Genomic DNA, 25,903 nt, shown 5'->3' on the forward strand with positions numbered 1-25,903 from the left:
TGAGATCTGTGGCTGGAACATAAGCTTCATCCCTTTCACCGTTATACCTTAAGTATACAGAGAAAAAGGTACATCTCCCTTAAAATTAAGGAAAATGTACCCTTTTGGACTTTTTCAGTGGCCTCGGCGTATCCCGGGCGGCCTTTCGCTATGCGTCACCGCCGCTGTGCCGGCGGGCGCGATAAGGGGTTGACCACGTTCGTCAGCGTCACGGACTAGCCGAGCGTGCTGCAGGCGAGCCGCTCCGCGAGCTCGCCTGCCGGCGGGCCGTTACTCCGACCAGTCGCGCCGCAGCGTGAACAGGTCGCGCAGCGCGTCCGTCGACAGCTCCGTGATCCACCCCTCCGAGCTCGTGATGACGTCGTCGCTCAGCTGCTGCTTGCTCTCGAGCATCTCGTCGATCCGCTCCTCGAGCGTGCCGAGCGAGATGAACTTGTGCACCTGCACGTCGCGCGTCTGGCCCATCCGGTAGGCGCGGTCCGTTGCCTGGTTCTCCACGGCGGGGTTCCACCAGCGGTCGAAATGGAACACGTGGTTCGCAGCGGTCAGGTTGAGCCCGACGCCGCCGGCCTTGATCGAGAGGATGAACACGTTCGGCTGCTCCGCGTCCGGCAGCTCGCGGGATTGGAACTGCTCGATCATCCGGTCGCGCGCCGTCTTGGACGTGCCGCCGTGCAGGTACAGGACGGGCTCGCCGAGCTCCCGGCCCAGCACGCGCCGCAGCATCTCGCCCATCCCGACGTACTGCGTGAAGATGAGGCAGCGCTCGCCTTCCTCGCGCAGCTCCTTTACGAGCTCAAGCAGCCGCTCGAGCTTGGCGGAGCGGCCGATGAGCATCGCCGATTCGGCGGCTTCCTCGCGCTCGTCCTCCGGCACCGGCACGGCTTCCTTCGTCAGCAGCACGGGATGGTCGCACAGCTGCTTCAGCCGCGTGAGCGCGGAGAGGATCGCGCCCTTGCGCTGAATACCCTCCAGCTTCTTGATCTCGTCCATCAGCTCCTTGACGGTCTGCTCGTAGAGCGCGCTCTGCTCGCCGGTGAGATGGATGTACGTCTTCATCTCGTTCTTCTCCGGCAGGTCCAGCATGATGTTCGGATCCTTCTTCTTGCGCCGGAGCATGAACGGCTTCACGAGCCGCTGCAGCTCCTGCGTCCGCTTCTCGTCGCGCTCGCGCTCGATCGCCTGGCTGAACCGCTCCGCGAAGGTGCGGGCGGTGCCGAGATAGCCCGGATTGGTAAAATCATAGATCGACCACAGCTCCGCGAGCCGGTTCTCGATCGGCGTGCCCGTCAGCGCGATGCGGTGCCGCGCGGGGAAGCTCTTGACTGCCATGGCCTGCTTCGTGCCGGCGTTCTTGATGTTCTGCGCCTCGTCGAGGCAGATCGCCGACCACGTATAGCCGCCGAGCAGCTCCTGGTCCAGCGTCGCCGTCGCGTACGAGGTCAGCACGAGATCGGCTTCCTCCGCTTCCTCGTAGAACGCCTCGCCGCCGAGCCGCTTGCTGCCGTAATGGAGCAGGATGCGCAGCGACGGCGCGAAGCGGCGCACCTCCTTCTGCCAGTTGCCGAGCACCGAGGTCGGGCAGATCAGCAGGGAGGGACGGCGATCCCCATGCGCGGCCGCTTCCTCGGCGACGTGCAGCAGGTACGTGATGAACTGGATCGTCTTGCCGAGCCCCATGTCGTCGGCCAGGACGGCGCCGAGTCCGAACCGGCGCAGAAACGCAAGCCAGGAGCAGCCGTCCCGCTGGTAGCTGCGCAGCTCCGCGCGCAGCGTCGGCGGCACGGGGACCGACGGCCAGTCCGTCTGCTGCGTCAGCTGCCCGATGAGCGTCGTCAGGTGGGCGTTCAGCTCGACGTCAACCTCCAGGGCGCCGTCGTCCTCGGCTTCCTCCGCAGCGCCGCCTTCGCCGTCCTTGCCTCCGGCCGCCGGCAGGAAGAAGCCGCGGTTGCGGCGCAAATGCAGCTGCAGCACGTCCTGGAAGGACAAGCCCCGCCGCGGATCGACGCCCGCCATCGCCTTGCGGATCTGCGCGAGCAGGGCGGGATCGAGCGGCACCCATTGGCCGCGGAACTGCACGAGCCGTTCGCCGCGGGCGACCAGCTCCCGGAACTCCGCTTCGCTCAGATCCGTGTCGCCGATGGAGACGCGCCAGTCGAAATCGATCAGCGCGTCGAGGCCAAAGAAGGACCGGCCGCCGCCCGCGCGGTCGCCCTCGCCTTCGCCGGGGCGGACCTTCGCGCGCAGGCGCGGCTTCTTGCGGCTCGCCTCCTCCCACCAGGCGGGCAGCAGTACCTGCCAGCCGGCAGCCAGGAGACGCTGGCTGTCCGCGGTCAGGAACCGCCACGCGTCCTCGTCGGACAGCGGGGCGTTCAGCACGTCCGCGGGGCTGCCGGCCAGCCGGTCCGGCGGCAGGCTCGCGCGCAGATGCGCGAGCCAAGCCGGGGAGCGCTCGCGCACATGCGGCGTCCAGCCGGAGGGCCACGTCCCGGAGGCTTCGCCGTCCGCGGACAGCCGAACCGGCACGAGCTTCGCCGGTTCGAGCTTGTCCTGCAGCAGCAGCGCGAGGCGCCAGCCGCCGGCCTCGGCGTCCTCCGGCTCCAGCAGCTGCAGGAGCGGCCGGAACGGCAGCGTGTCGGCCTTCCAGCCGGCGGCGACGAGCCAGCCGCGCTCGTCGAGGCCCGCGGCCGCCGCGGCGCGGTCGCGCGCGAACAGCAGCGGGAAGTCGCGGCGCAGGTCGGCGGCGGCTTCCTCCGTGCCGTAGTGGCGCGAGAACACCGACGCGGAGAAGGCGGCGCCGAGTCCGGCCAGGAAGGCGGCGTCCGCCGCTTCCGGCTCCCAGGCTTCGTCGCCCTGCGCTTCTCCATCCCGCGTGCCATGCTCTTCCCACGCGCCGTCCTCGTCCGGCCCGTCGTCGTCCGGCCCGCCGTACAGGCCTCCGCCGTGCGCCCGGCCGGCGCCGCCGGCGAGCGCGCGCAGCGCCCGGCGCGCCTTCGCGCCCAGCGCCTCGGCGTCCCACGTCCACCGCAGCTTGCCGACCTTGTAGGCCTCGAAGCTCGGGACGAATTTCCGCTCCTCGACGCCGTGCGCCAGCGCCGGCGCGAGCGCGGCGAGCCGCGCGGCGTCGCCTTCGAGCCGCCAAGTCACGTGCATCGGCAGCAATTCGGGGTCGGCGAAGAACGGCAGGACCATCTCCGCCGGCAGTACGACGAGCTCGAGCTCGTCCCGCAGCTTCTCGATCTCGAGCTCCGTGCCGTAGAACGACGGCTCGTGCCGCGCGAACAGCCGCTGCTTGACGAGCAGCCCCGGTGCATAGCCGGACGCGTCCGCGCCGAAGATCAGCGCGTCGCCCTGCTCGGTCAGGCTCGCTTGAATCGTAAGCGTATCGGCGTACGCGTTCATGACAGCAATCCTCCTTTGCGCAGCTCTTCCTGCAGCGCGCGCAGCCGGCTGTTGCGGCTCGCGAAGGCGGCGAGGAACTGCTCCCACCGCTCGCCCTTTTTCAGGCGGGCGTACAGCTTGGCGAGCCGCTTCAGGAGCTTCGCCGCCGCCTTGTAGCCGTCGCGGTTCTTCTGCAGCACGTATCGTTCCGCCGCCTGATGGTAGAAGGGCAGCAGCAGCTCCGGCGCTTCCTTCTCGACCGGCTTCAGCGCGGTCACGCGGAATGACAGCGGATCCTGGCCCATGCACATCTGCAGGTCGATCCACAGGTCCCACCGGCCGTGCGCCGCCAGCGCGTCCTCGTAGACGGCCCGCGAGAACGGCAGCATCGCCTTGAGCGTGCGCCACATCGCCGGCTCCGCCTCGGGCAGCCGCGCCACGACCGCTTCCCAATAGTTGCCGTAGGGCGCCAAGTCCTCGCCGCGGAAGCCGATGAGCAGCGGGCCGGTCTCCGCGAGCCAGTCGCGCAGCCGCGTCCACTGCTCCCCGCGCTCGAGGACGCCGAGCAGCGGCGCGAGATGCTCCGGCTTCAGCATCAGCTGGCTCCCGCCCCGGGCGAGCAGCGCCCGCGCTTGTGCGTCGCGCGCCATATAGACCAGCAGCAGGCATTGCGCGAGCGACCACGGCAGCCGCGACAAGGCCGGGCCGAGCTCCGCTTCCGCAGCCTGCAGCTTGCGCAGCTCTTCCTCGTAAAGCGGTTCGCTTCCGGCCGATCCGGGACCGAGCCAATGGAGCCACAGGGACGCGTAGAGCGCCGCGAAGCAGCCGAGCGTCCGATCCTCGGTCAGCATGCGTTCCCGGAGGAAATCCGCCGTCTCCATCAGCCGCTCCCAGTACGCCGAGCCGTCGTCCGCCAGCGCGAGCTTGTCCTCGAGCAGGCTCCGCGCCCGGCCGCGCAGTCCGTCCAGCGCGAGCTGCGTGTGATAGCCCATGAACAGGCCCGATTGGCGCCAGTCCGCCTGGGCCGGCTTCACCATCTGCTCCAGCACGAACAGCAGGGCGTGCAGCGTGAACAGCTGCTCGAGCGCCCAGGGCAGCTCGGGCCGCATCGCCTGCAGGTCGGCGAGCAGCTCGCCGGCCTCCTGCGCCGTGCGGACATGCAGGTGCATCGGTCCGTGGCGGGCTTGAAACCGCTCGTGCCACTTGGCGACGGGGAGCTCGGTCAGCTCCGCCTCCGTCAAGGTCGGCCGGACGGCCCGAGGGGCCGCCGGCCCGGCGCCGCGGTTCGGGCCGCCCTCGCCGCGGCCCGGCCGGGACGGCGTCGCCGCGGCTTCTCTGTCCGCACCTGCGCTGGCCGCCGCACGTCCGCTCTCCGGTGCCGCGCCCGGCTTGGCGCCGACGGCCGTGCTCTTCAAGGCGCTGCGCGCGTTGGCGAGCGCCTGAACCGGCCGTCCGCACAGCTCCGCGTAGCGCATCAGCGCGGCGGCCATGTGCGTGCAGGCGCGGTTCGCGGAGCAGCCGCAGACGCTCGCCGCGAGGTCGTCCAGATCGACGGCGACGTCGTACATCCGGTTATCTTTGACGCGCGCGTCCACGTGCACGCCGTCGTCGCGGAGCGCCAGCTCCTCGACGCGGCCTTGCTTCGCATATTGAAAGCCGCGAATGATCGTCAGTTCGTCGAAGCGGTCGGCGACACCTTCCAGCAGCCGCCGCCATGCACCGTCATCCAGCATGTAGTCCATATCCATATCCGTTGACTCCCGGTTACGTCGTCGCGTATTCTTAAAACTTCGCTTTCTATTATACCAGCTCTGCCGCCCGCGGGACCCGAACGCCCCTTAAAATTCGGCCGGCCGCCGCCGGCGCGCGGCGTTTCACGGGATTACACCGCTCGCAAAGCGGGCAAAGATAGCGTAGGACGGCGCGTTGGTGCGTATTTTTCGCGCGGATATGGAGGGATTGGCGGCCGGTCCGTCGAAACGGTCAGGGAGCTTGTCCGCCAGCTCCCGGTTCGGGGAACGGCGGGAAGAGGGCGGCCGGCGATTGGCGCCGGCAGGGCCCAAGCGAAGCGAAAGAAGGGCAGCAATCATGGCGAAGCAAAAATTTTACGTCGTCTGGGTCGGCCGCAAGCCGGGCGTGTATGCGAATTGGGGCGAGTGCCAGGCGCAGATCAATAAGTTCGACGATGCGAAGTTCAAATCGTACGAAACCCGGGCGGAGGCGGAGGAAGCGTACCGCGGCGGCTGGCAGAAGCATTGGGGCAAGGGCGGCGGAGGCGCGTCCAAGCCCGGCGGCTTCCGCCGCAAGCCGGCCGCCGCGTTCGAGGAGCCGGGCGAGATCGACTACGACAGCATCTCCGTCGACGTCGGCACGAGCGGCAACCCGGGCCCGGTGGAGTACAAGGGCGTGGACACGCGGACGGGCGAGGTCCTTTTCGCGGTCGGTCCGGTCAAGAAGGGGACGAACAATCTCGGCGAATTTCTCGCCATCGTGCACGCGCTGGCGTATCTGAAGCAGCAGGGCAGCGACAAGACGGTGTACAGCGATTCCGTCAACGCGCTCAAGTGGGTGAAGCAGAAGGCCGTCTCGACGACGCTTCCGCGGGACGCGTCCACGGCGGAGATCTGGGGCATGGTCGATCGTGCCGTGCGCTGGCTGCAGACCAACACGTACAGCAACAAAGTGCTGAAGTGGCAGACGAAGCAGTGGGGCGAGATCAAGGCGGATTACGGGCGGAAATAAGCGGGCACGGCAAAAGGGGCTTCTCGGCGAAGTCCCTTTTTGTCGTATTCACGCGCGCCGCGGTCAGTGGACGAAGCGCTGCCGGCGCTCGTCGTAGGTTCTCTCGTCGGCGGTGCCGAAGCCGTAGCCGCTTTCGATGAAACGCGCCGTCGGCGCGACGGAACAGTGGCAGATGCGCCAGTGCCCGTTTTCGTTCACGAGCACCATGAGCATGTAGTTCATGCCGTTTAACCTATACTGCGATTCGCGAAATACGTCGTAACGGAAGGCGGCGTAGAAGAACCGGCTTTCCGCGCCGGAGGTTTCCAAGTATCGGCCCGTCCCGTTTCCGACGAAGTTCAGGCCGAGTTCCTTGGGCACTTCTTTATAGCCGACCAGCTTGGCGCGCTTCACGCCCAGCACGCCGGCATGCTGCTTGCGGTTGTCCGCGCTGCCGAAGAAGCTGCTCCACATCGGCTGCTGGCCGGCGGACCACAACCCGGCGAAGGCGGGCCAATTCTTCTGGTTGATGTAATCCGCGTACCGGTGAAGCACGATCCCGGCGGCATCGTGATGGGCATGATGGGCTTCGGCGGGGGCGGGCTGGCCGGCCAGGCCGAGAAGCAGAAGCGGGACCAGGAGGAGCGGGGCGAAGGATTTGAACATCGAAAGCACTCCTTTCAATTGACAACACACGCCTTTCAGATGGTACGAGGATGCCCGTTTCGGCCGGCAAATAGACCTTTGGCGGCGGCTTGTCACCTCCCGCGCCTTCGCAAACGCTCCGCGAAGCCCTATAATGGTCCTAACGGTCGAACGGCCCGCGGCATCGGCGGGCGATCGCGGCGCCCCCGCGTGCGGAGGCGGCAAGTCTGACGGAAAGGCGGCGGCATCCATGGCCATCGAGGAAATGACGGAACGGGAATGGCTGGCGCGGGAGCAAGCGCCGCGCGAAGCGGTCTTCTTCTTCACCCCGCTGTGCGGCACGTGCAAGATCGGGCTGCGCATGCTCGAGATCGCCCAAGCGGCCGGCGCCGGCGTGCCGATCGCCAAGATCAACATCAATTTCGCGCCGGAGCTGCGCGACGCGTGGCGGATCGCCAGCGTGCCGGCGCTCGTGCTCGTGCGGGACGGCGAGCCCGCGCGCACCGAGTACGCCATGCGGTCGGTCGACGCGCTGTACCGGATGCTTCAAACGTTCGCTTCGTCGTGACGGAGCGGGCGTTTTTTTTGGTATGAGCCGGCGCCGGCCTTAAGCGGCGCCTCCGCCGCGCCCGGCGAGGGCCGAAGCGCAAGCGCCGACCTGCCGAAGCGAGAGCGACTTTGGTGCGAAGCACCACGGGAGCGCACGTCGGCAGCGACGGCCTGAAGCGCAGCTGCCGAGCCGCGAAGAGCGCGGAGCGCGGCCACCCGAGCGGCGCACAGTCGCGACCCCAAGCGCGCAGCGCGGCCCTATTTTTAGCGCCGGGCGAAGCTTGACAGGCCGTTGCCAACGGGATAGCATAGGTTCCAGATTGAACCAATAAAGCGGTTTCATCCGTTCGCAAAGGGAGAGGGAACGATGGTTGGTTTTAACGGCTTGGATATGGGCTTGGGCAACCTGGCGAGGCTGTCGGACGCAAAGAGCAGGTCGATCAGCGCGGAGAACTTCACGGGCGAGCCGGGCAAGGGCGGCATGGCTGCGGAAGGCACGGGCGCGAACTGCGCGCGCGACCTCGGGCTCGGCTGGAAAGTGTCGCCTTCGGTGGAGATCGAGGCGGGCCAGACGTTCACGATGGGCGAGATCGCGGGACCGGGCGCCATTCAGCATATATGGCTGACGTGCGGGCCGAACCTGTGGCGCAACTTCATCCTGCGCATGTACTGGGACGGCGAGGAGACGCCATCCGTGGAAGCGCCGGTCGGCGACTTCTTCTGCAACGGCTGGCAGGAGCGATGCAACGTCAATTCCTTCCCGGTGGCCGTCAATCCGGCGGGCGGCATGAACAGCTACTGGCAGATGCCGTTCCGCCGGTCGGCGCGCATCACGATGGAGAACACGGGCACCGAGAAAGGCGTGCTCTACTACCAGATCGACTACACGCTCACCGACGTGCCGGCAGACATGGCGTACTTCCACGCGCAATGGCGCCGCAGCAATCCGGTGGCGTACAAGGGCGTGCACACGCTCGTCGACGGCGTGGCGGGCAAGGGGCACTTCGTCGGCTGCTACCTCGCGTGGCAGGTCAACAACACCGGCTGGTGGGGCGAGGGCGAGATCAAATTTTACCTCGACGAGGACAAGGAGTTCCCGACGATCTGCGGCACCGGCACGGAGGATTATTTCGGCGGCGCCTGGAACTGGGAGCACCCGCGGGGCGAATACGGCACGTATTCCACGCCGTTCCTCGGCATGCACCAGGTCATCAAGCCGGACGGGCTGTACCGGAGCCAGCAGCGCTTCGGCATGTACCGCTGGCACGTGCAGGATCCGATCCGCTTCGAGACCGGGCTGCGCGTGACGATCCAGGACCTCGGCTGGCGTTCCGGCGGGCGCTACCTGCCGCAGCAGAGCGACATCGCGTCGACGACGTTCTGGTACCAGTCGGAGCCGCACGCCGCGTTCCCGGAGCTGGCGGACAACGACGGCCGCGAGGTCATTTAGCGCCTGAACCGTTAACGCCGCAAACGATTGACGCCGTTGATCGAGGCACGCCATAACCCGCACCACGCGAGCGCTCCGGGGCACACGTCCCGCGGGCGCTCGCATTCTGTTTTGGCGGCGAAACATGCTATGATAAGCATGTCGTTACACTGGAAGAAACAGGAGATGGTGGCATGCCGGCGCACACGCGCTTTAAGAAAAGATGGCTGCTGCTGCTGTTGGTCTACGCGATGGCCGCAGCCGCCTATGTCTGGTATACCTCGCCCAATAACGTGCCCGCCGCGTACAAAGGCACCCCCGCGGACCCCGAGACGTATTTTACGCCGCAGCAGCTGAAGGACAGTGAGAAGTTGAACCCGATCCGCAACTGGATCTTCTTCACCAGCGTGCCGTGGGAGTGGTTGATCTACCTCCTGATGCTCTCCGCGGGCTGGGCCAAATCATGGCGCCACGCGCTGGGCGGCCTGCCGCTGATCCTCCGCTTCCCGCTGTTCGTGCTGCTCGTGGACGTCGTGTCGTTCGTGCTGTACCTGCCCCTGCAGATCTTCAGCTACGCCCTGTCCAAGAGCTACGGCATCACGACGCAGCCGGTGCCGGGCTGGATCCGGGACAAGCTCGTGGCGTTCGGGATCGGCTATCTGACGATGCTCGCGGTATCGGCGGTCGCGTTTTGGATCCTGTCGCGGCGGGGCCGCTGGTGGCTGAAGCTGTGGCTGATCTCGGTGCCGTTCACCGTGTTCATGATGTACGTCGAGCCGGTCGTGATCGACCCGCTGTACAACAACTTCACGACGCTGTCCGACCCGCAGCTGGAGCGCAAGATTCTCGATCTCGCGGCGAAGGCGGACATTCCGGCGGATCACGTCTACGAAGTCGACATGTCCAAAAAAACGAACGCGATCAACGCCTACGTCACCGGCATCGGGCCGTCGCTGCGCATCGTGCTGTGGGATACGACGCTGAAGCAGCTGACGGAGCCGGAAATTCTGCACATCATGGCGCACGAGATGGGGCATTACGTCATGCACCATTTGGAATGGAGCGCGGTCGGCGCGGTCGGCTCCTCGCTCGCCGTCATCTGCATCGGCGGCGCGATCTACGTCTGGAGCCTCCGCCGCTGGGGCGAAGCGTGGGGCATCCGCGGCCGGTCCGACGTGACGGCGCTGCCGCTATTGCTGCTCATCCTGGCGGTGCTCTCGGTCGTCTCGCTGCCGGTCAGCAACGCCGTGTCCCGCAGCGCGGAATCGTCCGCGGACGCCTACGCGATGCGGCTCTTGAACAGCGCGGAGGGCTCCGTGTCCATGCAGCAAAAGACGGGCGTCATCACGCTGAGCGACGTCAATCCGCCGCTGCTCGTGCGCTGGTTCCGCGACGACCATCCGAGCGACATGGAACGGATCGTCGCCGCAATGAAGTTCGCCGCGTCCCACGGGCAGAAGGCGGACTAAGATGAGCGAGCGCGGGGACAAGGCGCCGGTATCGCTGTACCTGCTCGCGGGGCTTGCGACCGCGCCGCAATTCATGGAGAGCTTTCGCGGCGCGTTGCATGCTATACTGGAGCGTGAAGGGTTCACCGTGCGGACGTCGCAGCTGCTCTTTCCGTACGGCGATTGGAACCGCCGCGCCGTCCCCCAGCTGTGGGAGATCGGCCGGGACATGCGGCTCGCCCCCGAGCGCATCATCGGGCGCTCCATCGGCGGCCGCAGGGCCGTGGACGCGATCGGTGCCGGCTGGCGGCCCGAGCCGGGCCAGGCCGGCCGCATCGTGCTGATCGGCCACAGCGGCGGCGGCGTCGCGGCGGTCCACGCCGCGTGGATGCTGCACGACCTGCTCGGCGGTGCGCCGAGCCCGGTCGTCATGATCGGCTCGCCCCGCTGCCGCATCCCGGCTGCCATGCGGGCGTCGACGCTGTTCGCGTACGCCGGCGGGGCGGAAGACGCCGCGGCGGCGGGCAAGCCGGCCGACGGCGTCAGCCGGCTGGGCACGTTCGGCGGCTGGCGGCGGGACAAGCACGCTCCGGGCGAGCGCCGCGGGGTGCCGATCATCGGGAAGCACGCGGACTATTTTCGCGAACGGGAACCGTTCATCAACGAGCTGGGGCTGACGAATCTGCGGTTGACGCTGAGCGTCGTCTGGCCATGGCTGAGAGAGAGAATTTGAGGAGGACGAGTGAGGCATGCGCATTGGAGCTATTGAAGCCGGAGGCACGAAGTTCGTCTGCGGCATCGGTTTGGAAGACGGCACGATTTTGGAGCGGGTGAGCTTTCCGACGGAACATCCGGAAGCGACGCTGGCCAACGTCGTGAATTATTTTGAGGATAAAGGCGTCGATGCGATCGGCATCGGGTCTTTCGGCCCGATCGATATCGACCCGGCGAGCCCGACGTACGGTTACGTCACGACGACGCCGAAGCCGGGCTGGGGCAACTATCCGTTCCTGCCCGAGCTGAAGAAGGCGTTCGACGTCCCGTTCGGCTGGGATACGGACGTGAATGCGGCGGCGCTCGGCGAAGCGACGTGGGGCGCGGCGGCCGGACTCGACAGCTGCCTCTACTACACGATCGGCACCGGCGTCGGGGTCGGCGTGTACGCGGAAGGCAAGCTCGTGCACGGCCTGGTTCACCCCGAGGGCGGCCACGTGCTGACGCGCCGCCATCCGGAAGACGCGTACGAAGGCTTCTGCCCGTACCATGGCGACTGCCTGGAAGGCATGGCGGCCGGTCCGGCGCTGGAAGGCCGCTGGAAAGTGAAGGGCAGCGAGCTCGGCGTCGACCATCCGGCATGGGGCATCGAAGCGTTCTATATCGGCCAAGCGGTCTCGAACGCGGTGCTGCTGCTGTCGCCGAAGCGCGTGATTTTGGGCGGCGGAGTCATGCACCAGCTGCAGCTGTTCCCGCTGATCCGCGCGGAAGTACGCAAAAACCTGAACGGCTACGTTAACGCGAAGGCCGTGCTGGACGACATCGACGCGTACATCGTGCCGCCAGGTCTCGGCGACAACGCCGGCCTCAGCGGTTCGCTGGCGCTCGGCCTGCGCGCGCTCGCCGCGAAGTAACGTTTGGCTTGCTCCACAACCAGCTCCGCCATTGGCGGGGCTGGTTTTTTTGGGTTGGGGCCGCGGGCGGGCGGCGGCTGCACGCGGGCCGGTGGTGAAGCGGGGGCAGCCGCGAAGCGGGGCTGGCGAGCCCAGCGCCGGTGCGCGGGCCGAGGCGGGCAGGCCGGGCGGGGCGTTGTCGGCGCGTCGGCCCCGGCGGGCGGTGCGTGGAGGGGCGGCAGCGAAGCGGGTGCGGGAGGCGAGCGGGCCGGCGCGGAGCGCGGCCCCGGCCGGCGAGGGCAGGGCGAGCGGGCGCGGCGGCTGCGCGTTGCCTCCGACGCCGCCGGTGCGCGGGCCTGCTCGGAGCGCGGCACTCGAGTGCCGAGTCCGTCGCCCCGCGGCTTCCCAGGAATTTCGCGGCCATGACAGCCGCTATTTGCGCGATTTGGCGGTTTTTTGGCGTTTCGCGGCCACAGGAGCGCTTATTGGCGTCCCGCAAAGCCCATTCGGCTGCGAATCGGGCGAATAGCGGCTCCTGTGTCCGCCTAGCCAGCCAATTCCCGCTTTTGGCCGAAATAGCGGCTCCTGTGTCCGCTTGATCGTGCCGGAATTTAGCGGTACCGGGACGCAGTGACGCAGCACAGCCGCCGCGCCGCCAGCGCGTTCTACGGGCGCCGCGCTGCGCCGCCGGCGAGCTCTGCGGAGCGCAGTGGCCGCGTCGCGGTCGCGCGGGTATAATGGTAACAACAGACGAAGCAGGGGAGGGGGCGCGTGTCCACGGTCTTGCTCGCGAACCAAAGCTCGTTCGCGGACTACCAGACATCGTACGCGCCTTCGGCATTGCCCCCAGCCACCACTCGGCCGAGCGGCTTCAAGAGCCGCAGCGCTTCGTCCCGCAGCGCGCCGTCGACGGGATCCACGACGATGTCCATGCTTGAGCCCCCGGTCAGCTTCAGTACGGCTTCGGCGTACCCGTCGCGGAGGAAGATCGCGCCGTAGCCCAAGTCTTTGGCGCAGGCGGCCTTGTCCGCGCTGCCGATCGTGCCCGTGACGCAGCCGGCGCCGAAGCGAGGGCCGATCGCCCGATCAAACTGCCGCCGCCGCCCGCCGCGGCATGCACGAGCACGGTGTAGCCCGGCCGGACGCAGGCGACCTCCCGGAGGATCATTGCGAGATCCGGCGGGATTGCGGCCGCGAATGCAAACGCTTCCTCCGAGATCCGGTCCGGCTCGAGCGTAATCGCGACCTCCACGGGCACGGCGATGCCCTCGGCATAGCCGCCGCTTATTCGCAATGCCATGCATAAAAACAAACCCTCCTCGACATGATTTCAGGGGGATGGAGCCATTATGCCGCAAGGCCGGGGGCCAGCCAGTAAGTCAGCGGTTATGCTGGTATCGCCAGTAACAGGCAACCGCCACATCACGCACGAAAAGGGGAGAAGCCATGCGGGGAATCGCGCTGGACTTGGACGGAACGCTGCTTAATTCGGCGAGGCAGGTATCGGAGCGGAATGCGAATGCGCTGCTGGCCTGCAAGCGCCGGGGGATGCGGATCATCTTCGCGACGGGGCGGCCGCCGCGCTCGGTGCGGAACCTGCTTCCGCCGGAGCTGCTGGACGGGGCGGCGTTCGTCTATTACAACGGGGCGCTCGTCGTGGACGAGGCCGCGGGCCTCTGGCTGCACACGCCGATCGAGCGGGAGACGGCGGCGGAAATCCTCGATTATTGCGCCGAACGGCTGCCGGCGGACGTACGGGTCAGCCTGGAATCGAACGACCGGCTGTTTTCCAGCCGCGCGCCGAGAGATTCGGCGTTCTTCAGCCCGTGGAACCGTCCGACGATCTGCGGGCTGGCCGACATGAAGCGGCAGACGGCCACGAAGCTGCTGCTGATGGAATTCGGCGACGCCGAGCCCCGGCTGCGGGCGGCGTTCGCCCCCAAGACGCGGTTCATCGCGACGGACCAAGGGAAGCTGATCCAGATCATGCACGCGTCGGTCTCCAAGCTGACCGGCATCCTGGCGGTATGCGAACGCGACGGCATCGGCGCGTCCGAGCTGCTCGCGTTCGGCGACGATCATAACGACCTGGAGATGTTCGCGATGTCCGTTCACGGCGTCGCGATGGGCAATGCCGTCCCCGAATTGAAGGCAGCCGCGGCCGAGGTTACCGAGACGAACGACCATGACGGCGTGGCGCTTGTGCTGGAGCGCTACCTGAGCTGAGCAGCGCGGCAGCGCGAACGAAGGCGCCCGGGATTCCCGGGCGCTTTTTGGCATGCCGGTTTTTCCTATTATACATAATTTTGGTTTTTCTGCGCAAAGTAACCTTTGGATTAATTAGGCAGCTGCCGATCGATCGCGAAAGGGGGGGATCCCATGTCCATGCGCAGCTGGCTGACGTCGAAGGATTCGAAAGGCTCGAAAGGCCCAGATCGTCCGAATCGGAAGACGTCCTCCCCTATTCTGGAGAAGCTGGCGGAGCAGCACATGAGCGGCAACCTCGAGGACACGCTGAAGGCGCTCGAGGACGTCATGGCGGACGAATACGATTTTGTCGTGCGGCGGTTCAAGGTGTTCGGCCGTTTCGAGGCCGCGCTGATCTATTATTCCAGCATGAACGACCAAAGCATGATCAACCACGATCTCATGAGGCCGCTAATGAAGAAGCCGTCCGACGAGGAAGGGATGACGATGGAAGCGAAACTGCTGCCGGACCTCATCCTGAACGACACGCTGTACCACAGCAATGTCAACGTCGAAGGCCAGCTGAACCTGGTGGTCGAGGGCATCCTGTGCGGCAATACGGCGCTGCTCGTCGAAGGCCTGGAACAGGCGATGCTGATCCGGACGTGTCACATCGACAAGCGCGCGATCGACCAGCCCGCGACCGAGCAGGTCATTCGCGGTCCGCGCGAAGGCTTCATCGAAATACTGGACACGAACATCGCGCTCGTCCGGTACCGCCTGCAGACGCCGGAGCTTCGCGTCCGTTCGATGGTCATCGGCCGCCGCAGCAAGTCGCGCGTCGCCGTCTGCTTCATCGAAGGCATCGCGAACCCGGAGCTGCTCGAAGAGGTCATCCGCCGGCTGTCCGTGATCGACATCGACGCGGTGCTGGATTCCGGGTACCTGGAGCAGTATATCGAGGACAACCACTACTCGCCGTTTCCGCAGGTTCAGTACACGGAGCGGCCCGATAAGGTGGCCGCGAACCTGTTGGAAGGCCGGATCGCCATCTTCGTGAACGGGTCGCCGCTCGCGCTGATCGTACCGACAGTGTTCAACCAGTTCTATCAGACGGTCGAGGATTATACGGAACGGTTTCTGCTGATGAGCGCCATACGCGTTGCGCGGTTTATCGCGCTCGTGTTCTCGCTCATTTTCCCGTCTTTGTACGTGTCGATCATCTCCTTCAACCCCGAGCTTATTCCGACGGAATTCGCCGTCGCGGTCGCCGGCGGCCGCGCGGGCGTCCCGTGGCCCGCCGTCGTCGAGGTGCTGATCATCGAGATCTCGATGGAGGTGCTCCGCGAAGCGACGATCCGCCTGCCGCAGCAGGTCGGGGGCGCGCTCTCCATCGTCGGCGTCCTCGTCGTCGGCCAGGCGGCCGTCGCCGCGGGCTTCGCAAGTCCGATCACCGTCGTCATCATCGCGCTCACGACCATCGGCTCCTTCGCGACGCCGGCGTACAACGCGGCGCTCGCGCTCCGGCTGCTGCGCTTCCCGCTCATCATCATGGCGGGGGTGTTCGGACTGTACGGCGTCATGATCGGCTTCATCCTGATCGCGAACCATTTGCTGTCCCTGAAGTCGTTCGGCGTGCCGTATCTCAGCCCGCTCGTCCCCGGCAGCTTCCAAGGCCTGAAGGACTTGGTCGTCCGCGCGCCGCTGTCCTGGATGCCGGAACGGCCGTCATTCATGATGTCGGAGGATAAAACCCGGGTCAGCAAGGCGACGATGGACGAAATGAAGAAGCCGGTGCACGACGTACTCGATCCCAGCACGATCATGGCCAAGCAGGACGACCGTCGGCAGGGCCGGAAGAACGAGCACAGCCAGCAGAGCGCCGACCAAGGCGGCCAAGGCCAGCCGGACGGCCCCGCCCCCGATCAACAAGCCGCGCAATCCGATCAGCCGGACACGGGGGCGAATCGACAGTCCGGCGGCGGAAAGGAGACATAAACGATGGACCATTTACGTCGTATCACGGCGATTCAAACGTCTGCGGTTCTAGCCAGTACCATTATCGGCGTAGGCGTGCTCGCGCTGCCTCTCTTCGCCGTCCGGGCGGCGGATGCCGGCGCGCCGCTCGTCACGCTGCTCGGCGCTGCGCTCGGCTACGTCGGCCTCTTTCTCATTACGCTGCTGGGCGTCCGATTTCCCAATCAGTCGATCGTCCGGTACAGCGAGGACATCATCGGCCGCGGCCTGGCGTGGGTCGGCAGCGCGGCGATCATCCTGTTCTTCGCTGTCCTGACGTCGCTGGCCGCGCGGGAATTCGGAGAGGTCGTCGTGACCTCCGTCTTAAAGAACACGCCCGTCGAGGTCACGGTCATCGTCATGCTGGTGCTGGCGACCATCTCGGCCCGCAACGATATCATGACGTTCGCGTACATTCACCATTTTTATTTCCCGCTGCTCCTCGGCCCGGGATTTCTGATTGTGGCGCTGTCGATGAAGAACGCGGACATGATCAACCTTCAGCCGATCTGGGGCAATGATCCGCACGGCATGCTCCGGGGCATTATGACCGTGGGGTCCTTGTTCCAGGGATCGTTCGTCATGACGCTCGTCATTCCCGCCATGCGCCGCCCCGACCGGGCCATGCAGGCCAGTTTCTGGGGCATCGTCATCGCCGGCGGCTTATATGTATCGATCGTGGTCGCGGCCGTCGGCGTGTTCGGCGCCGAGGAAATCAAGCACTTGCTCTGGCCGACGCTGGAGCTGGCGAAGGCGACGACGCTGCCCGCGAACGTGCTGGAGCGGCTGGACGCGGCGTTCCTGGCCGTCTGGGTCACGGCGGTCTTCACGACGCTCCTGTCGACGTATTTCTTGACGATCCGGCTGAGCAGCGAGCTGTTCCGGCTGCGGGACCATAAGGCATTTTCGAGCTTTGTGCTGCCGTTCGTCTTCGTCATGGCGCTCGTTCCGCGGAATATCTTCCAAATGTATGACGTCATCGAGTACGTCGGCACGATCGGCTTGGCGATCACGATCGGCTATCCCGGATTGCTGCTGATCGTGGCGCTCATCCGGAAGAAGCGGGGGAATCAACCGAATGAACGGACGATGGAGCAAGCTCGTTAAGCTGTCCGCCGCGCTGTCGATGCTCCTCCCGCTGCTCACGGGCTGCTGGGACCGGCTCGAAATCGAGGACCGCGCCGTCGTGCTCGGCGTCTCGATCGACAAGGCCAAGGGGGGCGGCAATACCGACGATGTCACCCATTACAAAGGGACGATGCCGGCGCCCCAGATGGGCTTGATCCGGGTTGCGGTTCAAATCGCGCTGCCCGGAAGGATTCCGCTCGGCCCCGGCGAGGGCGGCGGCGGCGCGACGGACCCGAAGCAGACGGTGTGGGTTATCGACGTGGTCGGCTATACGCTCGACGACGCGTTCATGAAGCTGCAGCAGCAGGTGTCGAGCCGTATTTTCTTAGGGCATCTGCGCGTCATCATCATGTCGGAGGAGTTCGCCAAGGGCGGCATCGATAACGTGAACGACTATTTCCGGCGCAATTCGGAGGTTCGGCGGATGGCGTGGCTCATGGTCTCCAAGGGCAGCGCGCTTGCGCTCCTGAAGGCGGGGCCCAAGCTGGAGCGGATCCCGACGCTCTACCTCATGTCCGCGCTGGACGAGGGCATCAATATGGGCAAGTTCCCCCGGGATTACATCGGCATCTTCTGGAGCAACGCGTCCAAGAAAGGCGAGGAGGGCTACCTGCCGTACGTGGCGCTGCGCAAGGAGCAAAACGTCGAAATCATGGGCCTCGCGTATTTCCGGGGCTCGCGCATGATGGGCAAGACGAAGCCGCTCCAGATCGGCTCGTTTATGGCGATCAAGGGCGCCAACCCCGCCGGCTACCGCGTCTATGTCATGCTCGAAGGCACCAAAAAAATGGTCATGACCACGACGACCCATCGCAATACGAAGTGGAAGCCGAGTATCCGGGACGGCAAACCGCATTTCGCGATCAACATCGTGCTGGAGGTCAACATCGAAGAGAAGATGACCCGCAACTTCGATCTGGATGACATGAGCGTGGTCCGACAAATTCAGGACATCGAAGCGAAGAAAGCGGAGAAGTTCTGCGCGCAGTTGATCCGGCAGACTCAGGCGGCCGGCAGCGACATTTTCGGATTCGGCGAATACATCCGCGCGAAGCAGCCGAGGTACTGGAACGCCGCCGTCAAGACGAAGAAAGGGTGGCAGGAGGCTTATAAGGAAGCGACCTTCGATATCCATGCCTTCGTGAACGTCAGACGCGTCGGCATGAAAGCAAATTAATCACGCGGAAAACCGGAGGTAACGGATGCTAATCAGCGGCTATACCATCAGCTTCGTCAGTTACGCGGCGCCATTACTGCTCGTGACCGGCTTCATCCTGGTCCGGTTCGACGCCGCCGGTTATAAGAAGCGGAACATGCCTACGGAGCAGAAGCTTTCCCGCTTCCTGGGCTGGATCAACGTCGTGCTGGGCGTCGGCATGTACGTGCTCAAGGGCGTGTACTTCTGAACCAGTTCGGCGGATTGCTCAGGCGAGACGGGGCTGGCTCGCCGGCGCCCGCGGCCGGCAGGCTCTGCGGAGACGCCCGCTATAGAAAATCATGCCAAAGGAGGGGGCGACCATGCATCCCATTGCCGGATCCGTTCCGTTCGGCTACGAGCCGCCGGCGGAGAACCGCAAAGGCACCTTAGCCGTATACGATACGTTCCAGCAGCTGGCGGACGATGCGCTCGCGCAGGCGGCGGAGACGGCGAAGAAGCGCGATTTTGCCGCGCTGGTGCTGTACCCGCTGCACGAAGAAACGGTGCGGCGCATGACGAAGGAAGCCGTGCTGCCGTACCATAAGCGGCTCGACCGGCTGCATGAGTGGAAGCGGAGCTGCGAGGAGACGCTCCTTCGGGCCGGCGTCCGGGTGTTCATCGAGGGACTGGAGGGCAAGCGCAAAAAATACACGCCGATCGATACGGCGCTCCGCCATCTGGCGGACGCGTATCCGTCCCCGCTCTTCCTATATCTCACGCCGGAGATGGCGAATCGGTTCGCCTCGTATGCCTCGTTCGAGACTTGGATCGTCAAGCTGCGCCTGGTGCTCGCCTCGGAGCCGCCGACCCTGCATCCCTTGCTGGCGGAGCATGCCCGCCGCTGGGACGTCGCGGACCGGACGTAGCGGAGCGGCGGCGCGGCCCGCGAACCATCCGGATCGTTCGGCGGCCGCTTCCAAAATCCGACGTCCGCAAGCGGTCAAGCCATGCTATAATAGGCAAAAAAAGGCGGTGGACCTACGCGATGATTCGCCACGAAGGTATTCATCATGTCAGCTTGATCGTAACCGACCTGGAACGGGCAAAACGGTTCTACGAAGAAATCATCGGTCTGCGGGAAATCCCGCGGCCGGCGTTCGATTTTCCCGGCGCGTGGTATGGCATCGGCAGCAACGGGCAGCAGCTGCATCTCATCGTGCACACGGGCGAGACGCTGCGCGGCGGCGGCATCGATACGCGGGACGGGCACTTCGCGATCCGCGTCGCCGATTTCGACGAGACGATCGCTTGGCTGTCCGAGCACGGCATCGAGCATCGGCACAACCGGAACAGCATCACGGGCTTCGCGCAGATCTTCCTGACGGATCCCGACCGCAACATCATCGAGCTGAACGCCGCGCGCTGACCGCGCGGCCGCCGGGCCGGCAGGCCGGGTACGCCCCTTGGGCGTCCCGGTCTTTTTTTGCGCTGCGCGTACGGGTGCAATCGAGAGAGAGAGAGAGAGAGGCGAGGGCGCAGAGGGAACTTTTTGCGAAGGGGCATTGACTCTCCGCTTAGAGGAGGCCTTACACTACGGACTGAAAGGAGCGAAGACATGAAGCATACGGTCAAGGAGCTGTCGGAGCTGTCCGGCGTGACGATCAAGACGCTGCACCATTATCACAAGATCGGGCTGCTGCTTCCGGCCGAGATCAGCGAGGCGGGCTACCGGTACTACGGCAGGCGGGAGCTGGAGCGGCTGCAGCGGATCCTGTTCTACAAGGAGCTGGATTTTCCGCTGGAGCGGATCCGGACGCTGATGGAAGGCGAGCAGGATCCCCGGGAGGCGCTGGGCGGCCAGAAGCGGCTGCTGCAGGAACGCCGGAAACGGCTGGACGCGGTCATCGGGACGTTGACGAAGACATTGGAATCCATGGAGAAAGGCGAGGCGATGCAGGTGAGCGAGCTGTTCGAAGGGTTGAAGAGCGAAGCGGAATGGCGGGAGGCGCTGGATGAGCAGCGGGCGTATCTGAAGGATAACTACGGCGTGGATATTTTGGAGGCGGAGCCGGACGTTGCGGAGATGAACGAGCAGGCACGGGAAGCGATGCTGTTCTTGAACGGGATGGCGGACGCGCTGCGGGGCGGCGTGATGCATACGGACCTGCGGGTGCGGGAGCTGATCGAGGGGCACCTGGCGTTTCTGAACGCGCACGGCCACGCGGCCACGCCGGAGTCGTTCGCGGCGCAGACGCGATTCTTCCTGCAGGATGCCTTCCATCTGCGCATGCTGGAGGAGCAGCGGACGGGGCTGGCATACTATCTGCAAGCCGCCGCCGCGGCGTACGAGCGGATCGGGTTAGATGCGAACGGCATATAACGAACCGCCGTTTATCAAATACCATACACCGCCCCGGATTGGAGAACCTCCAGGCCCGCCGAAGACGTGCTCCCGGTATTGGAACTTTGCCGGGCTTCTATGAATGCTGACCGGTTTGTCCTCTTTCGGGTAAGATAGGTAAGTTTTATCAAAAGACGTGAACGCCACCGTGCCATCTGGTCCCAGATCGTCGATTGTGAGGGGAGCGTTGGCCCAAGACCACCAATGCGGGCTTTCAAACACCCGTTTGACGACGCCTTCCGGCGACCGGATGTTCACATATTTGGTCCTTTTGACCCTATCGAATTCGATATAAGCAATCCATCCATTGTTGATCCGGTAAGAAAAATTGGGCTGATAGCTTCCGCCGACCGACAAGGTGGTGACCGTTTCATCCGCGTTTCGCAATCGAAGCGCAAATACATGATTGCGATAATGATCGCTCTCGACAGATTCCGTGTAGAGAATGCTTTTTCCATCCGTTACCGGTCCGTAATAGCCATAGGGCGCGCCCGAAAGCGATGCCACTTTGTTCGAGGGCTCCGCCAGCCGCATCACCGTTCCATCGGGACGCGTTTGAAAAAGCGCCAGCGCGCCAACGGGTGCAACCGGAGCGGTATAAATCATGGTTCCATCGGGCGCAATCTCGATTCGGTTAAAGCCGAATTCACCAATCTGTCCCGTCGTTAGATCTACAGTATGCTGACTGAGCAGCGCAACCTTTCCGTTTCCCCGGATATCGTACAAATCCTCGCCGGTTGCAATTCGCGAAGCCTGACCGTTCTTCCAGCTGTATACCGAATTGAGCTTTGGCAATTTGGGGTCTTTCAGGTTGTATACCACGCCTTGCGCCGACAGCTTCGCTTGGGAGACGTTATCCGCCGCACCGGTACGATCCACAACTTTGACTTGCGCGCCATTCGTACGGTTATATAACCAGAGCACTTTATTGTCCGCTTTCCATAGAATTCGACTCGCATCAAAATCGAGGATGGTCCCGTTGAAATCGTTCAAGAGCAATTTCGTTGCTTTGTCGCCTATATCAGCAGCTGCCGTAAGAGGGAGCATGACTAACATCGGTAACATGAATGCCACTACCAGAGGTATCCAACGCAGCTTCATAGAAACACTCCTCGCAGTTATGTTCATACCATTTAGACGTTCCCGCTGAAAGGAAACCTGCTCGCGAATCGCCCCCTTGTACCTGACATGACCGGCCGTCTCGAATCCATTATGATCAGTCGACATGCATGAAACAATCATACAAATTTCCTTTTTATGGAGACGCTTGCATAAAGCTTAAATACAGAGTGGGACTTGCTGCTCATTTCTCTCTTATCCAAGCTGATCGGACAAGCAGAACCTGGCCAGGGTGCTCAGTCCTGTTTACCGGCCAGGCCGGCCGCATCAGCCGACTCGGCATGCCCGCCGCCGAACACCTCCTCGACGAGCCTCTGTAGCGCCTTCTGGAACACCACTGCCAGGGACATTGCGGCGTCGTCCACATAGTTAACGGAGGCGGTCAGGGTCTTGCCGCCGTCGGGCGTGCTGTACATCAGTGCCGCGTAGCCCGAAATGCCGCCGTTGTGGGTGATGATGGTACCGTCGCCGTTCGGGCCGGCGTCCTGCACGAATACCCCCAAGCCATAGCCGATTTTGGGATGCGGCTTGCACATCTCGGCCAGCAGCGGGGCCGGAAGAAGCTTGCCGCCCATCAGCGCGGAGATGAACGTGTGGAGGTCCTGGGTGGTCGAGATCATGTCACCGCCGGTGGAAATCCAGGAGGGGTTCTGGCAGGTGATGTCGACCGTCTTCTGCTCGCCGGCGTCCTCGTATCGATAGTAGGCGTGGGCGTGCGGTTCGGGGATTTCCGGCTGGGTATCTGGTACCACGGTACCCGACAGCCCAAGCGGCCGCAGAATCAGCCGCTGCATCTCCTCGGCGAGCGAGCAGCCGGTGACTTTCTCGATCAACAGCCTGGCCAGCACGTAGTTGGTGTTGGAATAGCTCCAGTCCGTTCCCGGATCGAATCGTACCGGCCTGGACAATGCCAGCCGTACCAGTTCCTCCGGATGGTAGGTCTTGAATCGGTTGTCTACCCACTCCTGGCCTTGACAGGGAATTCCCGGCACGACCCTTCCGTCTTCGTAGTACTCGCCGGTGAAGTTGAACACCCCGCTGGTGTGTTGCAGCAACATCCGCACCGTGATCCGCCGGTCCATTCCGAACTCGGGCAGGTAGTCTACCACCGAATCATCCAGCCCGATCCTGCCCTCGGCGACCAATTGCAGCACCACGGTCGCGGTGAAGGTCTTGGTGTTACTGCCTATCCGGAAGTGTCCGTTTGTAGGCGGCTTCGCGGCCTCGCCCAGCCTGCTAACCCCGGCGCTGCCGACCCACTCGCCCTTCTCATCGTGCACGCGCAACTGCACCCCGAGGAAACCGGAATCGACTATCTCCTCGATGGCCTTCTGCAGCTCCGGACGATCCTGCCCATCTGTGGATTTTCTTTCCTTCATATTTTCTGACGAACAAAAATCTCCAGTTGTTATCTTTTCCATTTAGGTTCCCTCGCTTTATTTTTTTTTAAAACTATCCTCTATCAAAGAATCCGCGTTTGTTCTTCCACTATAGGCTCCGAAACGTCACCTTCAGCACTTGGGGCTAATGGTCTTGGTTTTCAGAGGGTCCCCTCCTTTAAATGATTGTGACTTTTGACAAGTTGGCATCCATGCCTTTGAGCATAGCAAAGGTCAATTTATCCATCGTTGCGCCGTCAAAGCAGATGGTTTTGATCATGCGATAATACTTTTTAGTCAAAGTAAACCCCGGATGGAAAGAAACATTTAATTTTTGATTCATATCCATTCACATCTCCTTAGAATTTTTTTTAATTCGAACGCCGGTCAGTTATCCATACCGGCAGACGGTATGTATAACTGAAAAATAAAGCTGCCTTTCGGCAGTTTACTTCTCGATGCTGATATCTCTAGCTGCCATACGAAACAGCTCCTCATATCTTTGAAGCATTTGCTCATCGAACAGGTCGAGTCCCAGGCCTTTCAAGATTTCATCGAATAGCTTAACCTTATTCAACATCATCTCGGGCGAAGCCGGGATAACCGACGGGTTAAGCCACAGATTGGTGAGAACGAGCAACATTTCAGTAAGCTCCCTCGGATACTTGGTTCGAATCGAGCCGTCTCGCACGCCTTGTTCGATGATGGGCTGGATATAGACGGGGATTGCTTTTTCAATCATGTGCTCGATCTGGGCTGCCAGCAGCTTCGGACTGCGCAAAAGGTTGGGTGCCACAGCTGCCATTTCGTTCTGAGCGGGATTGCTGAGCGAGACGCTGGAAATCTTGCGAAGCTTCTCTAGACCATTTAACTCCTTGTCGTCCCGGACACCGGTCAACATCTCGTCAACATCTTTGTACAGATGATCGATTACGGCCTGCATGATCTCTTCTTTCGACTTGAAGTGATGATAGATGGCCCCTTTTGTCAGCCCCCCCAGTCCGTTGATGATATCCTGAATCGAGGTTTGCTCGTACCCTTTTTGTATAAAGAGATCAAGCGCCACGGTTAGGATTTGGTTGGTCGTTTCCTCCGGATATTTATTTCTTGCCATATGCCCCCTCCTTACATACATTCGGTTGGTATGTAAACAATATATGCCACTTCCCTTTAAATGTCAACACCTTGAAACAAGATCATTTGATGTACCCTGGCGATCGGCCTTCTTTCAGTCGAACTTGGGGAGGAACAGTCGTAGATGTATCCGACAAATTCTGACATGAATAGGTATAAGGCAGAGGTGATCCCGATGCCAACGAACAGGAAGCAGGGTTATCATATCCGGTATCATAAGGTCGAGGGAAACGTCAATGACGGAAATGACGGATTGACACCGTGACTGATAATGATTATCATTGGAATCGTTTGGTATAATTGATAATGAAATTCATTATCAGTAATTCGTCTTCGCGCGGCCGAACGAACGGATCTTCGCGGGATCCCGGATTGCGGGCGGGACAGTCTTGTGGATGGGCCAATTCAAGGAGAGTGGGACGGAACGCATGCGGAAAGTCGTATTAAGAACACATTTGCTGCTCAGTTTGCTATTGGGTCTGTTCGTCGTGACGACGTGCACGTCGGGAAGCATCATCATGCTCGAGCCGGAGTTGGAAAGCTGGCTGTATCCCGTCGAAGAGCAGCCGACCGAAGGGGATATCGGCGCGGAAGCGATCAAGGCGCATGCCGACGCGCTGAATCCGGCGTTCGAGACGGATGTCATCGAGTGGCCGGCGAAGGACGGATTCTATCACGTGCGCATCTCCGAGGACGGCGAAAACGAGCGCGTGCTCTACGCCGATCCCGGCACAGGCAGGACGTTCGGCAACGTGAGGGAGGAACGCAGCGAACCGTTCGAGACGATCTACAATCTGCATCGTTACTTCCTGATGACGAACGTGATCGGCAAGACCCACGCGGCGCATCTGGTCGGGTGGATCGGCGTCGGGCTGATCCTGATACTGGCGACGGGCGTCTGGCTGTGGTGGCCCAGCATCCGCAAGCTTGCGCTCGGCTTCCGGCTCATTCGGGGGCGGGGCAGGCTAGCCTTCAACATGAGCCTGCATAAGGTCGTCGGGATCCTGTCGATTCCGGTGCTGCTGGTCTTGGCCGCTACCGGGGTCGTCAACGCCTACGAGAAGCAGATTCCGGGCTGGGTCGGCTTCCAGGCCAAGGAGACGGTGCCGGATTCCGCGAAGAAGACCGCCGCGGTCGGGACGGACGCGGGCATCCTGTCCGTCGGACAGGCCGTCGCCCTCGTGCGCGAGCAGTATCCGCACAGCAAGCTGATCAAGGTCACGCTGCCGCGGAAGCCGGGCGACACGTACCAATTCGGCGTTAGAGAAGGCTTCGGCGCTTCGGACGGCAGCAACAGCACGATCTATATGGACGCGGCCAGCGGGAACATTCTGTACAAGACGCATCCGAACTGGGCGATCAATCTGTACAACGCCTGGCGCAAAGGACTGCATTTCGCCACGTGGGGCGGCTTGACCACGCGCCTCATCGCCTTCGCGTTCGGGATGATGCCGCTCGTGCTGATGATAACGGGACTGACCGTGTGGCGGATGAAGGCCCGCGCGCGCAAACGCGGCAAACGGCGCGACGCCGGCCGGTCGGCGGCGGCGTAGCGCTTCCGGGCAAGCTCCCCGGCGAGCGGCGCGGTGGCAGGGCGGGCCGGAGGCGGCGCATCCGTCCG

At 63.5% G+C, this 25,903-nt stretch carries 23 protein-coding genes and 1 pseudogene; 15 read left to right on the plus strand and 9 right to left on the minus strand.

The features are described 5' to 3' along the window. Positions 1-270 precede the first annotated feature (270 nt). Positions 271-3,402 carry a DEAD/DEAH box helicase gene (locus tag ACFPB1_RS24775; RefSeq protein WP_379228861.1) on the minus strand — a complete coding sequence of 1,044 codons (3,132 nt, stop codon included), beginning with the start codon at positions 3,400-3,402 and terminating at the stop codon, positions 271-273. Beyond that, the gene (locus ACFPB1_RS24780; RefSeq protein WP_379228862.1) at positions 3,399-5,129 is read right to left on the minus strand and encodes a hypothetical protein; all 1,731 of its coding nucleotides are present in this window, start codon (positions 5,127-5,129) and stop codon (positions 3,399-3,401) included. Before ACFPB1_RS24780 ends, ACFPB1_RS24775 begins: the two co-directional genes overlap by 4 nt. Before the next feature lie 340 nt (positions 5,130-5,469). Between ACFPB1_RS24780 and rnhA the strand changes: the two genes are divergently transcribed. Then, entirely contained in the window at positions 5,470-6,123 is a 654-nt protein-coding gene (rnhA, locus tag ACFPB1_RS24785) for a ribonuclease H (protein WP_379228863.1), read from the plus strand. A 63-nt stretch (positions 6,124-6,186) separates the two neighbouring features. On the opposite strand, the gene ACFPB1_RS24790 is transcribed toward rnhA, so the two are convergent. Further along, positions 6,187-6,768 carry a hypothetical protein gene (locus tag ACFPB1_RS24790; protein WP_379228864.1) on the minus strand — a complete coding sequence of 194 codons (582 nt, stop codon included), beginning with the start codon at positions 6,766-6,768 and terminating at the stop codon, positions 6,187-6,189. A gap of 229 nt (positions 6,769-6,997) precedes the next feature. Here ACFPB1_RS24790 and ACFPB1_RS24795 point away from each other — a divergent pair, with 229 nt between their 5' ends. From ACFPB1_RS24795 to ACFPB1_RS24815, 5 genes are all read left to right on the plus strand, one after another. Further along, positions 6,998-7,315 carry a thioredoxin family protein gene (locus ACFPB1_RS24795; RefSeq protein ID WP_379228865.1) on the plus strand — a complete coding sequence of 106 codons (318 nt, stop codon included), beginning with the start codon at positions 6,998-7,000 and terminating at the stop codon, positions 7,313-7,315. A gap of 348 nt (positions 7,316-7,663) precedes the next feature. Further along, on the plus strand, positions 7,664-8,746 hold the full coding sequence (locus tag ACFPB1_RS24800; protein WP_379228866.1) for a glycoside hydrolase family 172 protein: 1,083 nt from the start codon (positions 7,664-7,666) through the stop codon (positions 8,744-8,746). Positions 8,747-8,919: 173 nt separating this feature from the next. After that, on the plus strand, positions 8,920-10,194 hold the full coding sequence (locus ACFPB1_RS24805) for a M48 family metallopeptidase (protein WP_379228867.1): 1,275 nt from the start codon (positions 8,920-8,922) through the stop codon (positions 10,192-10,194). 1 nt (position 10,195) lies between these two features. Then, positions 10,196-10,906, plus strand: a complete 711-nt coding sequence (locus tag ACFPB1_RS24810) for a hypothetical protein (protein ID WP_379228868.1) — start codon at positions 10,196-10,198, stop codon at positions 10,904-10,906. A gap of 16 nt (positions 10,907-10,922) precedes the next feature. After that, positions 10,923-11,801 carry an ROK family protein gene (locus ACFPB1_RS24815; protein WP_379228869.1) on the plus strand — a complete coding sequence of 293 codons (879 nt, stop codon included), beginning with the start codon at positions 10,923-10,925 and terminating at the stop codon, positions 11,799-11,801. 791 nt (positions 11,802-12,592) lie between these two features. On the opposite strand, the gene ACFPB1_RS24820 is transcribed toward ACFPB1_RS24815, so the two are convergent. Together ACFPB1_RS24820 and ACFPB1_RS24825 are read right to left on the minus strand one after the other, a co-directional pair. Further along, positions 12,593-12,820 (minus strand): zinc-binding dehydrogenase, encoded by a 228-nt coding sequence (locus tag ACFPB1_RS24820; protein ID WP_379228893.1) that lies wholly within the window; start codon positions 12,818-12,820, stop codon positions 12,593-12,595. After that, a complete protein-coding gene (locus tag ACFPB1_RS24825; protein WP_379228895.1) occupies positions 12,733-13,080 on the minus strand; it encodes a hypothetical protein in 348 nt (115 codons plus the stop codon). Before ACFPB1_RS24825 ends, ACFPB1_RS24820 begins: the two co-directional genes overlap by 88 nt. A gap of 146 nt (positions 13,081-13,226) precedes the next feature. Between ACFPB1_RS24825 and ACFPB1_RS24830 the strand changes: the two genes are divergently transcribed. The 8 genes from ACFPB1_RS24830 (at position 13,227) to ACFPB1_RS24865 (ending at position 20,629) form a co-directional block, all read left to right on the plus strand. Then, positions 13,227-14,006 (plus strand): HAD family hydrolase, encoded by a 780-nt coding sequence (locus tag ACFPB1_RS24830; protein WP_379228871.1) that lies wholly within the window; start codon positions 13,227-13,229, stop codon positions 14,004-14,006. A gap of 153 nt (positions 14,007-14,159) precedes the next feature. After that, a complete protein-coding gene (locus tag ACFPB1_RS24835; RefSeq protein WP_379228872.1) occupies positions 14,160-15,965 on the plus strand; it encodes a spore germination protein in 1,806 nt (601 codons plus the stop codon). A gap of 3 nt (positions 15,966-15,968) precedes the next feature. Then, positions 15,969-17,090: a GerAB/ArcD/ProY family transporter gene (locus ACFPB1_RS24840; RefSeq protein ID WP_379228873.1), complete on the plus strand. Its 1,122-nt coding sequence runs from the start codon at positions 15,969-15,971 to the stop codon at positions 17,088-17,090. Continuing rightward, positions 17,062-18,288 carry a Ger(x)C family spore germination protein gene (locus ACFPB1_RS24845; protein WP_379228875.1) on the plus strand — a complete coding sequence of 409 codons (1,227 nt, stop codon included), beginning with the start codon at positions 17,062-17,064 and terminating at the stop codon, positions 18,286-18,288. Before ACFPB1_RS24840 ends, ACFPB1_RS24845 begins: the two co-directional genes overlap by 29 nt. A 25-nt stretch (positions 18,289-18,313) precedes the next feature. Next, positions 18,314-18,517, plus strand: coding sequence for a CLC_0170 family protein (locus tag ACFPB1_RS24850; RefSeq protein WP_379228876.1), 204 nt, complete (start codon positions 18,314-18,316; stop codon positions 18,515-18,517). A gap of 112 nt (positions 18,518-18,629) precedes the next feature. Beyond that, a complete protein-coding gene (locus ACFPB1_RS24855; RefSeq protein ID WP_379228877.1) occupies positions 18,630-19,175 on the plus strand; it encodes a hypothetical protein in 546 nt (181 codons plus the stop codon). Positions 19,176-19,294: 119 nt separating this feature from the next. Next, complete coding sequence (locus tag ACFPB1_RS24860; RefSeq protein ID WP_379228879.1) at positions 19,295-19,675, plus strand: VOC family protein; 381 nt, start codon at positions 19,295-19,297, stop codon at positions 19,673-19,675. Positions 19,676-19,864: 189 nt separating this feature from the next. After that, positions 19,865-20,629 carry a MerR family transcriptional regulator gene (locus tag ACFPB1_RS24865; protein ID WP_379228880.1) on the plus strand — a complete coding sequence of 255 codons (765 nt, stop codon included), beginning with the start codon at positions 19,865-19,867 and terminating at the stop codon, positions 20,627-20,629. On the opposite strand, the gene ACFPB1_RS24870 is transcribed toward ACFPB1_RS24865, so the two are convergent. The 4 genes and pseudogenes from ACFPB1_RS24870 to ACFPB1_RS24885 form a co-directional block, all read right to left on the minus strand. Then, the gene (locus ACFPB1_RS24870) at positions 20,609-21,751 is read right to left on the minus strand and encodes a hypothetical protein (protein ID WP_379228882.1); all 1,143 of its coding nucleotides are present in this window, start codon (positions 21,749-21,751) and stop codon (positions 20,609-20,611) included. The genes ACFPB1_RS24865 and ACFPB1_RS24870 overlap by 21 nt on opposite strands. A 254-nt stretch (positions 21,752-22,005) precedes the next feature. Next, positions 22,006-23,190, minus strand: coding sequence for a serine hydrolase domain-containing protein (locus ACFPB1_RS24875; RefSeq protein ID WP_379228883.1), 1,185 nt, complete (start codon positions 23,188-23,190; stop codon positions 22,006-22,008). 136 nt (positions 23,191-23,326) lie between these two features. After that, a pseudogene (locus ACFPB1_RS24880) lies at positions 23,327-23,476 on the minus strand (pentapeptide repeat-containing protein); the annotation flags it as partial. 120 nt (positions 23,477-23,596) lie between these two features. Continuing rightward, a complete protein-coding gene (locus tag ACFPB1_RS24885; RefSeq protein WP_379228884.1) occupies positions 23,597-24,262 on the minus strand; it encodes a TetR/AcrR family transcriptional regulator in 666 nt (221 codons plus the stop codon). Positions 24,263-24,710: 448 nt separating this feature from the next. Between ACFPB1_RS24885 and ACFPB1_RS24890 the strand changes: the two genes are divergently transcribed. Beyond that, positions 24,711-25,835 carry a PepSY-associated TM helix domain-containing protein gene (locus ACFPB1_RS24890; protein WP_379228885.1) on the plus strand — a complete coding sequence of 375 codons (1,125 nt, stop codon included), beginning with the start codon at positions 24,711-24,713 and terminating at the stop codon, positions 25,833-25,835. The last annotated feature ends 68 nt before the right edge of the window (positions 25,836-25,903 follow it).

Source organism: Paenibacillus sp. GCM10023250 (genome assembly GCF_042653205.1).
Classification (GTDB): domain Bacteria; phylum Bacillota; class Bacilli; order Paenibacillales; family Paenibacillaceae; genus Paenibacillus_Z.

Coding starts and splice junctions, on each gene's coding strand:
- ACFPB1_RS24835 (WP_379228872.1), top strand. CDS start 14,160: ATGTCCATGCGCAGCTGGCTGACGTCGAAGGATTCGAAAGGCTCGAAA.
- ACFPB1_RS24890 (WP_379228885.1), top strand. CDS start 24,711: ATGCGGAAAGTCGTATTAAGAACACATTTGCTGCTCAGTTTGCTATTG.
- ACFPB1_RS24870 (WP_379228882.1), bottom strand. CDS start 21,751: ATGAAGCTGCGTTGGATACCTCTGGTAGTGGCATTCATGTTACCGATG.
- ACFPB1_RS24795 (WP_379228865.1), top strand. CDS start 6,998: ATGGCCATCGAGGAAATGACGGAACGGGAATGGCTGGCGCGGGAGCAA.
- ACFPB1_RS24865 (WP_379228880.1), top strand. CDS start 19,865: ATGAAGCATACGGTCAAGGAGCTGTCGGAGCTGTCCGGCGTGACGATC.
- ACFPB1_RS24775 (WP_379228861.1), bottom strand. CDS start 3,402: ATGAACGCGTACGCCGATACGCTTACGATTCAAGCGAGCCTGACCGAG.
- ACFPB1_RS24780 (WP_379228862.1), bottom strand. CDS start 5,129: ATGGATATGGACTACATGCTGGATGACGGTGCATGGCGGCGGCTGCTG.
- ACFPB1_RS24875 (WP_379228883.1), bottom strand. CDS start 23,190: ATGGAAAAGATAACAACTGGAGATTTTTGTTCGTCAGAAAATATGAAG.
- ACFPB1_RS24815 (WP_379228869.1), top strand. CDS start 10,923: ATGCGCATTGGAGCTATTGAAGCCGGAGGCACGAAGTTCGTCTGCGGC.
- ACFPB1_RS24860 (WP_379228879.1), top strand. CDS start 19,295: ATGATTCGCCACGAAGGTATTCATCATGTCAGCTTGATCGTAACCGAC.
- ACFPB1_RS24825 (WP_379228895.1), bottom strand. CDS start 13,080: ATGGCATTGCGAATAAGCGGCGGCTATGCCGAGGGCATCGCCGTGCCC.
- ACFPB1_RS24855 (WP_379228877.1), top strand. CDS start 18,630: ATGCATCCCATTGCCGGATCCGTTCCGTTCGGCTACGAGCCGCCGGCG.
- ACFPB1_RS24845 (WP_379228875.1), top strand. CDS start 17,062: ATGAACGGACGATGGAGCAAGCTCGTTAAGCTGTCCGCCGCGCTGTCG.
- ACFPB1_RS24790 (WP_379228864.1), bottom strand. CDS start 6,768: ATGTTCAAATCCTTCGCCCCGCTCCTCCTGGTCCCGCTTCTGCTTCTC.
- ACFPB1_RS24810 (WP_379228868.1), top strand. CDS start 10,196: ATGAGCGAGCGCGGGGACAAGGCGCCGGTATCGCTGTACCTGCTCGCG.
- ACFPB1_RS24840 (WP_379228873.1), top strand. CDS start 15,969: ATGGACCATTTACGTCGTATCACGGCGATTCAAACGTCTGCGGTTCTA.
- ACFPB1_RS24800 (WP_379228866.1), top strand. CDS start 7,664: ATGGTTGGTTTTAACGGCTTGGATATGGGCTTGGGCAACCTGGCGAGG.
- rnhA (WP_379228863.1), top strand. CDS start 5,470: ATGGCGAAGCAAAAATTTTACGTCGTCTGGGTCGGCCGCAAGCCGGGC.
- ACFPB1_RS24830 (WP_379228871.1), top strand. CDS start 13,227: ATGCGGGGAATCGCGCTGGACTTGGACGGAACGCTGCTTAATTCGGCG.
- ACFPB1_RS24885 (WP_379228884.1), bottom strand. CDS start 24,262: ATGGCAAGAAATAAATATCCGGAGGAAACGACCAACCAAATCCTAACC.
- ACFPB1_RS24805 (WP_379228867.1), top strand. CDS start 8,920: ATGCCGGCGCACACGCGCTTTAAGAAAAGATGGCTGCTGCTGCTGTTG.
- ACFPB1_RS24850 (WP_379228876.1), top strand. CDS start 18,314: ATGCTAATCAGCGGCTATACCATCAGCTTCGTCAGTTACGCGGCGCCA.